Raw genomic sequence first — 11,624 nt, forward strand, 5'->3', positions numbered from 1 at the left:
CCGCCGCGTGGGCGCGACCAGCCGAAGACAACCCGCACTGACCCGACAACCCAAGGAACCCCATGCCCCTGATCGAGTCAGAAGAACACAAGGCCCTCCGCGCAGCCGTGTCCGCCCTCGGCCACAAGTACGGCCGCGCGTACTTCACCCGCACCGTCGAGGAGGGCAGGCCCGCCACGGAACTCTGGTCGGAGGCCGCCAAACTCGGCTACCTCGGCGTCAACCTCCCGGAGGAACACGGCGGCGGTGGCGGCGGCATCGCCGAACTCTCCATCGTCCTGGAGGAACTGGGCGCCGCCGGCTGCCCCCTCCTCCTGATGGTGGTCTCCCCGGCCATCTGCGGCACAGTGATCGCCCGCTTCGGCACGGAAGAGCAGAAGCGGGCCTGGCTGCCGGCCCTCGCCGACGGCACCCGCGTCATGGCCTTCGGCATCACCGAGCCCGACGCCGGGTCCAACTCCCACCGCATCACGACCACTGCCCGCCGCGACCCCGCCACCGGCGACTGGCTCCTCACCGGACGCAAGGTGTTCGTCTCGGGGGTGGACATCGCCGACGCCACGCTCATCGTCGGCCGCACCGAGGACGCCCGCACCGGCCGTCTGAAGCCCTGCCTGTTCATCGTCCCGCGCGACACCCCGGGCTTCCAGCGCCACAAGATCGACATGGAATTGAGCGCGGCGGAGAAGCAGTTCGAGCTGGTCCTCGACGACGTGCGGCTGCCCGCCGACGCACTGGTCGGCGACGAGGACGCGGGCCTGCTCCAACTGTTCGCCGGCCTCAACCCCGAGCGCATCATGACGGCCGCCTTCGCGATCGGCATGGGCCGCTTCGCGCTGTCCCGTGCCGCCGAGTACGCCCGCGAACGGACCGTCTGGAAGGCGCCCATCGGCTCCCACCAGGCGATCGCACACCCTCTCGCGCAGGCGCACATCGACCTCGAACTGGCCCGCCTGATGATGCAGAAGGCCGCCCACCTCTACGACGCCGGCGACGACGTGGGCGCCGGGGAGGCCGCCAACATGGCCAAGTACGCGGCGGGCGAGGCCTGTGTGAAGGCCGTCGACCAGGCCGTGCACACCCTCGGCGGCAACGGCCTCACCCGTGAGTTCGGGCTCGCCTCGCTGATAACGGCCGCGCGCGTGTCTCGAATCGCGCCGGTCAGCCGGGAGATGATTCTCAACTACGTCTCCCACCAGACCCTGGGCCTGCCCAAGTCGTACTAGGCAGGCCACCCGGCCGTCCTGGAGGAACCATGTTCCGCAGCGCGTACGCAGACGTCACGCCGGTCGACCTCCCCATCCACGAGGCGGTGCTCGGGCGCGCCGCCGAGTTCGGGAGCACCCCGGCCCTGATCGACGGCACCGACGGCACCACCCTCACCTACGAACAGCTCGACCGGTTCCACCGGCGGGTCGCCGCCGGACTCGCCGAGGCGGGCGTGCGCAAGGGGGACGTGCTCGCCCTGCACAGCCCCAACACGATCGCCTTCCCCACCGCCTTCTACGCGGCGACCCGCGCGGGCGCCTCCGTCACCACCGTGCACCCTCTCGCCACGCCCGAGGAGTTCGCCAAGCAGCTGAGGGACTGCGCGGCCCGCTGGATCGTCACCGTGTCACCGCTGCTGGACAGCGCGCGCAGAGCCGCCGAACTCGCGGGCGGCGTACGGGAGATCTTCGTCTGCGACAGCGCGTCCGGACACCGCTCGCTGATCGACATGCTGGCCTCCACGGCCCCCGAGCCGGCCGTCGGCATCGACCCCGCCGAGGACGTCGCCGCGCTGCCGTACTCCTCCGGGACGACCGGCATCCCCAAGGGCGTGATGCTCACCCACCGGCAGATCGCCACCAACCTCGCCCAGCTCCAGCCGGCGATCACGGCGGGCCCCGGCGACCGCGTCCTCGCCGTATTGCCCTTTTTCCACATCTACGGCCTCACCGCCCTGATGAACGCCCCGCTGCGGCACGGCGCCACCGTGGTCGTCCTCCCGCGCTTCGACCTGGAGCAGTTCCTCGCGGCCGTCCAGAACCACCGCATCACCGCCCTCTACGTCGCCCCGCCGATCGTGCTGGCCCTCGCCAAGCACCCGCTGGTCGCCGAGTACGACCTGTCCTCCCTGAAGTACGTCATCAGCGCCGCCGCGCCCCTGGACGCGCACCTCGCCGCCGCCTGCGCGCGGCGGCTCGGCCTGCCGCCGGTCGGCCAGGCGTACGGGATGACGGAACTGTCGCCGGGCACCCACGTCGTCCCTCTGGACCTCATGGAGGAAGCCCCGCCCGGCACCGTCGGCAAGCTCATCGCCGGCACCGAGATGCGGATCGTGTCCCTCGACGACCCCGGCAAGGACCTCGGGCCGGGCGAGTCCGGCGAGATCCTCATCCGCGGCCCGCAGGTGATGAAGGGCTACCTCGGGCGGCCCGACGCCACCGCCGCGATGATCGACGAGGACGGCTGGCTGCACACCGGGGACGTCGGCCACGCCGACGACGACGGGTGGCTGTTCGTCGTCGACCGGGTGAAGGAGCTCATCAAGTACAAGGGCTTCCAGGTCGCGCCCGCCGAGCTGGAGGCGCTGCTGCTCACCCACCCCGGCGTCGCCGACGCGGCCGTCATCGGCGTCTACAACGAGGACGGCAACGAGGTCCCGCACGCCTTCGTCGTCCGCCACCCCTCCGCCCCGGACCTCACCGAGGGCGAGGTCATGCTGCACGTCGCCGAACGCGTCGCCCCGTACAAACGGGTCCGGCACGTCACCTTCATCGACGGCGTGCCCCGCGCCGCCTCCGGAAAGATCCTGCGCCGCGAACTCCGGGCGGCGCACAAGGAGCCCTCGTGACCCTGATCGGCCGCAGTCGCACCCGGGGCGTCGAGACCCTGTCCCTCGACGCCCCGGAGCGCCGCAACGCCCTGTCCGCCGCCCTCGTCGCGGACCTCGCCGCCGCGCTCACCGACGCCGGGAAGGACACCGGCGTCCGCGCGGTGGTCCTCACCCACACCGGCAACACCTTCAGCGCGGGCGCCGACCTGCGCGACCCGCCCGCCCCCGAGACGCTGGTGGACCTGCTGCGGCAGATCGTCGAGCTGCCCAAACCGGTCCTCGCGCGGGTCACCGGGCACGTCCGCGCGGGCGGCCTCGGCCTGCTCGCCGCCTGCGACATCGCCGTCGCCTCCCACGCGGCGACGTTCGCCTTCACCGAGGTCCGCATCGGGGTCGCCCCGGCCGTCATCTCCCTGCCGCTGCTGCCCCGCACCGACCCGCGCGCCCTGGCCCGCTACTACCTCACCGGCGAACGCCTCGACACCGCCGAGGCCACCCGCATCGGCCTGCTCACCGCCGCCGCCGACGACGTGGACGAGGTCCTCGCCCCGATCCTCGACGGCCTGCGCAGAGCCGCCCCCGAGGCCCTCGCCGAGACGAAACGGCTGCTCACGGCTAGGGTGCTGGAGACCTTCGACCGGGACGCGGACGCCCTGACCGCGCTCTCGGCACGCCTCTTCGCCTCCGCGCCCGCGCGCGAGGGCATGACGGCGTTCCTCGAACGACGGGATCCGGAATGGGTGGTGTGAGCGCGGCATGGGTGGTGTGAGCACGGCCGACCGTGCCGGACGCGTCCCCAAGCAGGACCGCAGCCGGGCCACCCGGCAGCGGCTGCTCGAGGCCGCCGTGGCCTGCCTCGCCGCACACGGCTGGGCGGGCTCCACGGTCTCCGTCGTCGCCGAACGGGCCGGCGTCTCCCGGGGCGCCGCCCAGCACCACTTCCCGACCCGGGAAGACCTGTTCACGGCCGCCGTGGAGTACGTCGCCGAGGAACGCACCAACGCGCTGCGCGCCCTCTTCCCCGACGGCGCCGGCGCCCACGACCGCCGCGCGGTGGTCGCCGCGCTCGTCGACCTCTACACCGGCCCCCTGTTCCGCGCCGCCCTGCACCTGTGGGTGGCCGCGTCCAACGAGGAGCAGCTGCGGCCGCGGGTGACCGAGCTGGAGCTGCGGGTCGGGCGCGACTCGCACCGGATCGCCGTGGAACTCCTCGGCGCCGACGAGTCCCGCCCCGGCGTCCGCGAAACCGTCCAGGGCTTCCTCGACATGGCCCGCGGCCTCGGCCTCGCCAACCTCCTCACGGACGACACGGCCCGCCGCGAACGGGTCGTCGCCCAGTGGGCCGACCTGCTGGACGACGCCCTGAGCTGAGCGCGCTGTCAGCGGCCGGGCCTACGGTGTCCGGCATGGGTGACCACTTCCAGACGATCGTCGACCTCGACGCCGGCCCCGACGAGGCGGCGACCTACGCGGAGCGCGGGCTGGCCTGGCTGATCTCCGAGGGCATCGTGAGCGCCGAGCGGACCGACTGCGTCCTGGGCGCGCCCCTCGGCCATCCGCCCGGCCCGAACTGGCTCCGCGCCTGTTCCCCGGAGGACGAGGAGTGGGAGCCGTCCGACGGGCTGGACGTGGAGGTCGGACGCACCGTCTTCAACGGCGGTCAGGGCGAGCCCGAGGCGGTGACCTGCCCCCGCTGCGAGGCCACGATCCGGCTGATGACCGATACGTGGGAGTCGGACGACGAGGCCTGGGCGCCTTTCGGCGCGGCCCTGCGCGACTGGGACGACACCGGGGAGGCCGAGGTCGTGTGCCCTGCCTGCGCCGCGTCCGTCCCGCTGCCGGAGTATCGCTGGGCGGACGACTACTTCGCCTTCGCCCACCTGGGCTTCGAGTTCTGGAACTGGCCCGAGTTCACGGAGGAGTTCCTGACGCGCTTCTCCGACGCCCTGGGCGGGCACCGGGTGAGACGGGTGTGGGGCAAGCTGTGAGGACGCGCCGGGGCGCGCTTTTGGGTTCGCGCAGGGCGCGGTAAGGCGAGGGGAGCTGCGTCGGCTCCGTCAGCCGGGCGACGCCCTGCGCCGTGAGGTGCAGCGTGACGCGAGAGTAGGGCGTTGGTGCGGGCCGGGGGTGTCGGCGCACCTCGGCGCCAACGAGGTGCCGCCGCAGCTGCTCACGGAGCCAGCCGCTCCACCCTCCACCCTCCCCCCGCCTCCGTGACGTACCGCAGGCGGTCGTGCAACCGGTTCTCGCGGCCCTGCCAGAACTCCACCGTCTCCGGGACGACCCGGAAACCGCCCCAGTGCGGCGGCACCGGAACCCGCTCGTGTTCCGGATAGCGTGCCGCGAGAGCGGCGTACGCCTCGTCCAGCTCCTCCCGCGACGCGATCACCGTCGACTGCCCGCTGGCCCACGCGCCCAGCTGCGACCCGTGCGGCCGGGTACGGAAGTACGCGGCCGTCTCGTCGCGCCCGGTGCGCCGCGCCGTGCCGGTGACGATGACCTGCCGGGCGACCGGATGCCAGGGGAACAGCAGCGAGACGTACGGGTTCTCGGCCAGGTCGCGGCCCTTGCGGGACTCGTAGTTCGTGTAGAACACGAACCCGCCCTCGTCGAAGTGCTTCAGCAGCACCGTCCGCGAACTGGGCCGCCCCGCCGCGTCCGCGGTCGACACGATCATGGCGTTCGGCTCGAACAGCCCGCCCTCCCGCGCGGCCTGCGCGAACCACCGCGCGAACTGCTCGACGGGCGTGGCGGCGAGGTCGGTCTCGGAGAGCCCCTCCGTCCGGTACTGCTTGCGCATCGTGGCGGGATCGAGGGGGACAGCGTCTCGGTCGGTCACGCCGTCATCCTGCCGCATCCCCACGCCCCCGAGCGGCAGGTGCCCCACCTCACAAACGGGCGGTGGCCGACCTCACGCACGGGCGGTGCCCCACCTCACGGGTGGCACTCAGTGCCGCGAACCCTCCCCAAAACTGGCACTCAGGGATATCGTGCTGGCACTGATCCGGTTGGGTGACCGCCAGCCGGGCATCACAGGGATGACGTCCACGACCGCGAGTCCACCGAGCCGACCGCGGATCACCGGACCCGCCACGGCCGTGCCGCCACCCCGACCGCGCCACGACACATGGTCGTCCCACCCCACAACACCATCTGTCACCCACCTACCGAGGGAGCCGCCTGATGTCCGACTTCGTACCCGGGCTCGAAGGAGTCGTCGCGTTCGAGACGGAGATCGCCGAACCGGACAAGGAGGGCGGTGCCCTGCGCTACCGGGGCGTCGACATCGAGGATCTGGTCGGTCACGTCTCCTTCGGCAACGTCTGGGGGCTGCTCGTGGACGGGGCGTTCGCCCCCGGACTGCCGCCTGCCGAGCCGTTCCCCATCCCCGTGCACTCCGGCGACATCCGCGTCGACGTGCAGTCCGCGCTGGCGATGCTCGCCCCCGTGTGGGGCCTGAAACCGCTCCTCGACATCGATGCCGAGCAGGCCCGCGAGGACCTCGCCCGCGCCGCCGTGATGGCCCTGTCGTACGTCGCCCAGTCGGCGCGCGGCCAGGGGCTGCCGATGGTGCCGCAGAGCGAGATCGACAAGGCCGAGTCGGTCGTCGAGCGCTTCATGATCCGCTGGCGCGGCGAGCCCGACCCCAAGCACGTCGCCGCCGTCGACGCGTACTGGACGTCGGCCGCCGAGCACGGCATGAACGCCTCCACCTTCACCGCCCGCGTCATCGCCTCCACCGGCGCGGACGTCGCGGCGGCGCTGTCCGGGGCCGTCGGCGCCATGTCAGGCCCGCTGCACGGCGGCGCGCCCTCGCGCGTGCTGGGCATGATCGAGGAAATCGAGCGCACCGGGGACGCCGAGGCGTACGTCAAGCAGGCCCTCGACAAGGGCGAGCGCCTGATGGGATTCGGCCACCGCGTCTACCGCGCGGAGGACCCGCGCGCCCGCGTGCTGCGCCGCACCGCCCGTGAGCTGGGCGCACCGCGCTTCGAGGTCGCCGAGGCGCTGGAGAAGGCCGCCCTGGCCGAGCTGCACGCCCGCCGCCCGGACCGGGTGCTGGCCACGAACGTGGAGTTCTGGGCCGCGATCGTGCTGGACTTCGCCGAGGTGCCGGCGCACATGTTCACGTCGATGTTCACCTGCGCCCGCACCGCGGGCTGGTCGGCGCACATCCTGGAGCAGAAGCGCACGGGCCGGCTGGTCCGCCCGTCGGCCCGCTACGTCGGCCCGGGCCCGCGCGACCCGCGGGAGGTCGAGGGCTACGGCTCCCTCGCCCACTGAGGACGCGGAGGAGTAGGCGTAGGCCATCGGAAACGCAGGCGACCCGCGAGTCTGGTTCCCCCTCGGGGGAGCCGGCCGGACGTTACCGGCGACTCGCGGGTCGGGTGACTGCGTTGGATTAGGCCGGTCGCGTGCGACTCGCGCACGCCGGTCCGGCGCCGAACCGAGTACGACGGCGGGCCACTAGCCCGCAGCCACCTCTTCCGTCCGGTTGTCATACATCTGCCGAACCACCTCCTTTCCGAAGTACCGCCACCCTAAGAACCGGCCGCCGCAGGATCAACCACTTTTTTGTGCCGACCTTCCGGCGGACCCCGCGGGGCACCCTGGCCGCGTATGAGCTCTTTTGCCTCGTGAAACCGTGGGTACCGGGGAGCGGACAACAATTCCCAGCATCTTGTCGGGAACTCGATGTGCGCTGGGTCACGTTCAAGTTGAATGATTGTTGGTGAGCGAATCGTCGTGCCGTACGTACGGACGCAGCCTGCAGGGGGTTCAGGTGAGTGCATCCCGGCGTAGTGGGGCCACCGACGAGCTCGGGCCGGAGGGGCCCGAGCCCGAGCGGGAGGGGCCGGCCGGCTCCGACCTGCTCGCGGCGCTGCTCGACGGCATGGACGCCGCGCTGTGCGCCTTCGACGCGGACGGTGTGGTGACCCACTGGAACCGTGAGGCCGAGCGCATCCTCGGCTGGACCGCCGAGGAGGCGGTCGGCCGTGCCGGGTTCGCCGGGTGGGCGGTGCGCAGCGCGGACGCCGAGGAGGTCGAGGCGCGGCTGATGGCGGCCATGGACGCGCCCGGCCGGCAGGTGAACGAGTTCGCGCTGCTCACCAAGGACGGCCGCCGGGTCCTGGTGCGCACCCAGTCCGCCGCCGTACGCGGGCCGGACGGCGAGCCCGCCGGGGTGTACTGCGCGTTCAGCGAGGTGCACGCGCAGATCGACCTGGAGCGCTCCATCGCGCTGAGCGAGGCGCTGCTGGAGGACGCCGGCTGGGGCGTCGTCCTGGTCGACGCGGATCTGCGGCCCGCCGTCGTCAACGCGTACGCCGCGAAGGCGCTCGGCGCGGGCCGTACGGCGGTGCTGGGGCGGCCGCTCGGGGAGCTGCTGACGCAGGGCGTGGAGGAACTGGAGAGCGCGCTCACCCATGTGCTCGCCGAGGGCGCGCCGCCCGCGCCGGCCGAGCTGTGGGTGGCCGTGCGGACGCCCGAGGGGGAGCGCCGGCGGTGCTGGCGTAACGGGTTCGTGCGGCTGTCGTCGCCGCTCGCCGAGGAGCCCGTGCCGCTCGGCGTGGGCTGGCTGTTCCAGGACGTGACCGAGACGCGGCAGGGCGAGCAGGAGGCGTCGCTGCTGCGGTTCCGCGCCCAGCAGCTGCACCGGGCCGCCCGGGCGGCGGCGGAGTGCGAGAACCCGGCCGAGGCGGCCGCCGTCCACCTGGACTTCGCGCTCGCCGGGTTCGCCGACCACGCGATCATCGACCGGGTCGCCGAGGGCGGGGACGCCGACCGGGTCCGTCTGGTAAGGGTCGCCGAGACCCCCTCCGGCACCCCGGGCCCCAGCCGCCTCGACGGCAGGGCGGGCCTCCCGGCGCTGTACGGGGAGGGGCATCCGGCCCTCCAGTGCGTGGAGCGCGCCGGATCGGTACGGGCCGGCGCGGGCTCGCTCAAGGGGGACGCGGCGCGGGAGTGGGCCCTGGCCCGCCAGTGGCCGAAGGACACGGTCCACGCCCTCTGCACGGTCCTCCGCAGCCGCGGCCGCACACTCGGTGCCGTGACGTTTCTGCGCACGTCCAACCGCACGGCCTTCGAACGCGCCGACGCGATGTACGCGGAGGACGTGGCGGCCCACATCGCCACGGCGATGGACCTGGCGTCACTGCTGCCCGCCGAGGGGTGAGGACCCCGGCCGGGGGACACAGCGGGTCGCGTGGGGCACGCGAACGCGCGGCGGGACCCCTCCCGCGGGCTCGGCGGCACCACCGGCGCGGGCGCCGCCCTGGTCGCCCCCCAAAAAACCGCTCTGGCGATGAGCCGGTAGGGCGCAGCCCGAGCCGCGTCGACGCGAGCCGCACGGGTAAGCGACCCCAGGGCAACAACGGCTCGGGCGCGAGGACGCGTCGAGGCGTCGGCCTCCGAGTGCCGCCACGGGCGGCCAGGGCCACGCGGGCGCGGGTGTGCCGGCCCTTGCCTGACCGGAGGGCGCGAGGGCCTGCCGGGGGCGTTTTGGGGGGACATCGCGATGCGGCGCGCGGGCGCAAGCGAGCCCGCGGCGGCAGTGGCTCGGGCGCGAGGACGGATTGAGGCGCCGGCCTCCGAACATCGACGCGGGCGGCGGCCGGAGCACGTCGGCACGGGGAGCCGCCCGGTGCCGCCGTAGGGCCGACGAGCCGGCCGGGCGCAGCCCGGGCCGCGTCGGTCACGCGCGGACTCGGGTGCTCACCGCGTGCGAGGGGCCCCGCCCGCCCTTCACCCGCCCGGGGCGGCCCACGGCCGGCCCGGGCTTCGCTCAGTGCTGGTAGAAGATCCGGTCCCCGTACTCCGTCATCACGTGGGCGTTCCAGTCGAGGCCGCCGTCGACGTTGCCCGAGCGGAGCAGCGGGGGCTCGATGCCGCGGTCGGCGAGGGTGGCCGCGGCGGTGGCCATGACCGCCTGGAGCAGCGCCGAGGTGACGACCGTGGACGCGGGCGCGAACGGCGCGGACACGCCTTCCCAGGTCAGTTCCGCGTCGCCGACCGTGATCCCCTGGTCCAGGACCAGGTCGCAGTGGTCCTTGAGGAACGTCCCGGAGGGATTCCGCGGCGACGTCTCCGACGCGTACGCCACCGACGTCACGCCGATCACCTTCACGCCCTTGGCGCGCGCCTTCGTCGCCATCTCCACCGGCAGCACGTTGCGCCCGGACAGGGAGATGACCACCAGGAGGTCGCCCTCCCGCAGCGGGGAGGAGTCCAGTACCACGCCCGCCAGCCCCTCCACCCGCTCCAGCGCGGACCCCAGCGTCGCCGGCCGGACGTCGACGCCGACCGCTCCCGGCACGGTGAGCAGGTTCATGAGGGCGAGCCCGCCCGCGCGGTAGACGAGGTCCTGCGCGGCGAGCGAGGAGTGGCCCGCGCCGTAGGCGAAGAGCCGTCCGCCGTCGGCGACCGTGTCCGCGATCATCGTGCCCGCGGCCGCGATCGGCCCGGCCTCCTCGTCGCGGAGCCGCCGCAGCAGCCCGATCGCGGCGTCGAGGTACTGACCGGCGGGCGTGCGGTCGCTCATGCGGCTCCCTTCGGGGCGGACATGTCGCGGATCACCGTGCGGTCTGGACCACTGCCATGTCAATACGGTCTCCGGACGCCCCTTCCGCCGCCCCGCCGGAGCCGCGCGTTTGACGGGCGCGGCCCGGTTGTCCGTCCTATGCGTAAGAATTGAGTCTCGGGCCAGCGCACACGCCGGTGAGCCGTCCAGCCTTCCGGCAGAGCCAATCCGCAGATCTCATCGAGGGGCACGTATGTCCGGACTGATCGACACCACGGAGATGTATCTCCGCACCATCCTCGAGCTGGAGGAGGAAGGTGTGGTCCCCATGCGCGCCCGGATCGCCGAGCGGCTCGACCAGAGCGGGCCGACGGTCAGCCAGACGGTGGCCCGGATGGAGCGCGACGGCCTGGTGTCCGTCGCCCCGGACCGCCATCTGGAGCTCACGGAGGAGGGCCGCCGGCTGGCCACCCGCGTGATGCGCAAGCACCGTCTCGCCGAGTGTCTCCTGGTCGACGTGATCGGCCTGGAGTGGGAGCAGGTGCACGCCGAGGCGTGCCGCTGGGAGCACGTGATGAGCGAGGCCGTCGAGCGCCGCGTCCTGGAGCTGCTGCGGCACCCCACCGAGTCGCCGTACGGCAACCCGATCCCGGGGCTCGAGGAGCTGGGCGAGACGGACGGCACCGTGCCGTTCCTCGACGAGGGCATGGTGTCGCTGGCGGATCTGGACCCGGGCGCCGAGGGCAAGACGGTCGTGGTGCGCCGGATCGGCGAGCCGATCCAGACGGACGCGCAGCTGATGTACTCGCTGCGCCGGGCGGGCGTGCAGCCCGGCTCGGTGGTGAGCGTGACGGAGTCGGCGGGCGGCGTGCTGGTGGGCAGCAGCGGCGAGGCGGCGGAGCTGGAGTCGGAGGTCGCCTCGCACGTCTTCGTCGCCAAGCCCTGACGCGGGCCGGTCACCGGCACGGGGCGCGACCGGGAGGGCGGACGGCGCCAGGGGGAGTGACGGCGGCCCCCACCGCACGCGAACGCGCCGAATCGCGCGCCGAATACGCCTCCACCGCGTCCCCGTTGCGCCGAATCGCAGCGTTCGCCCGGCCGGCGTGCGAGGCTGTCGCGTGAGGCATATGACCTGAGGGGTTCTTGGCCCGGTGGCGGGGAGGCCGCCCGGGCCGGGGAGGGGCGGGACGATGTGCCGTGACAACGTGAGGAGCCCCGGCGCCGCACGGCGCCGGGGCCTGTCCTCCCCTGTGCTGACCCGGAGCCCCGAGCTCTCAGGGTCATTCC

10 protein-coding genes are annotated in these 11,624 nt (G+C 73.3%); 8 read left to right on the forward strand and 2 right to left on the reverse strand.

The features are described from left to right. Positions 1–62: 62 nt before the first annotated feature. Genes CCN29_RS21605 through CCN29_RS21625 form a run of 5 tightly spaced genes read left to right on the forward strand, consistent with a single transcriptional unit; the run spans position 63 to position 4,806 of the window. Positions 63–1,226: an acyl-CoA dehydrogenase family protein gene (locus tag CCN29_RS21605; RefSeq protein ID WP_006134249.1), complete on the forward strand. Its 1,164-nt coding sequence runs from the start codon at positions 63–65 to the stop codon at positions 1,224–1,226. Between the two features lie 29 nt (positions 1,227–1,255). Further along, on the forward strand, positions 1,256–2,836 hold the full coding sequence (locus CCN29_RS21610) for a 4-coumarate--CoA ligase family protein (RefSeq protein WP_031021572.1): 1,581 nt from the start codon (positions 1,256–1,258) through the stop codon (positions 2,834–2,836). Continuing rightward, positions 2,833–3,567, forward strand: coding sequence for an enoyl-CoA hydratase family protein (locus CCN29_RS21615; protein WP_006134251.1), 735 nt, complete (start codon positions 2,833–2,835; stop codon positions 3,565–3,567). Before CCN29_RS21610 ends, CCN29_RS21615 begins: the two co-directional genes overlap by 4 nt. Before the next feature lie 7 nt (positions 3,568–3,574). Next, positions 3,575–4,189, forward strand: coding sequence for a TetR/AcrR family transcriptional regulator (locus tag CCN29_RS21620; RefSeq protein WP_006134252.1), 615 nt, complete (start codon positions 3,575–3,577; stop codon positions 4,187–4,189). A gap of 35 nt (positions 4,190–4,224) precedes the next feature. Next, the gene (locus tag CCN29_RS21625; RefSeq protein ID WP_086683833.1) at positions 4,225–4,806 is read left to right on the forward strand and encodes a hypothetical protein; all 582 of its coding nucleotides are present in this window, start codon (positions 4,225–4,227) and stop codon (positions 4,804–4,806) included. Between the two features lie 182 nt (positions 4,807–4,988). Here the strand turns inward: CCN29_RS21625 and pdxH are convergent, their stop codons facing one another. Continuing rightward, positions 4,989–5,675 (reverse strand): pyridoxamine 5'-phosphate oxidase, encoded by a 687-nt coding sequence (gene pdxH / locus CCN29_RS21630; protein ID WP_031021566.1) that lies wholly within the window; start codon positions 5,673–5,675, stop codon positions 4,989–4,991. A 326-nt stretch (positions 5,676–6,001) separates the two neighbouring features. On the opposite strand from pdxH, the gene CCN29_RS21635 reads away from it, so the two are divergent. Together CCN29_RS21635 and CCN29_RS21640 are read left to right on the forward strand one after the other, a co-directional pair. After that, positions 6,002–7,102, forward strand: a complete 1,101-nt coding sequence (locus tag CCN29_RS21635; RefSeq protein ID WP_006134255.1) for a citrate synthase 2 — start codon at positions 6,002–6,004, stop codon at positions 7,100–7,102. A gap of 499 nt (positions 7,103–7,601) precedes the next feature. Beyond that, positions 7,602–8,993, forward strand: a complete 1,392-nt coding sequence (locus tag CCN29_RS21640) for a PAS domain-containing protein (protein WP_031021563.1) — start codon at positions 7,602–7,604, stop codon at positions 8,991–8,993. 609 nt (positions 8,994–9,602) lie between these two features. Here the strand turns inward: CCN29_RS21640 and CCN29_RS21645 are convergent. After that, on the reverse strand, positions 9,603–10,358 hold the full coding sequence (locus CCN29_RS21645) for an SIS domain-containing protein (RefSeq protein WP_006134257.1): 756 nt from the start codon (positions 10,356–10,358) through the stop codon (positions 9,603–9,605). 232 nt (positions 10,359–10,590) lie between these two features. Between CCN29_RS21645 and CCN29_RS21650 the strand changes: the two genes are divergently transcribed. Next, on the forward strand, positions 10,591–11,283 hold the full coding sequence (locus tag CCN29_RS21650) for an iron-dependent transcriptional repressor DtxR (RefSeq protein ID WP_006134258.1): 693 nt from the start codon (positions 10,591–10,593) through the stop codon (positions 11,281–11,283). The last annotated feature ends 341 nt before the right edge of the window (positions 11,284–11,624 follow it).

Source organism: Streptomyces pseudogriseolus (genome assembly GCA_002154585.1).
In the GTDB taxonomy this organism is placed as follows: domain Bacteria; phylum Actinomycetota; class Actinomycetes; order Streptomycetales; family Streptomycetaceae; genus Streptomyces; species Streptomyces pseudogriseolus.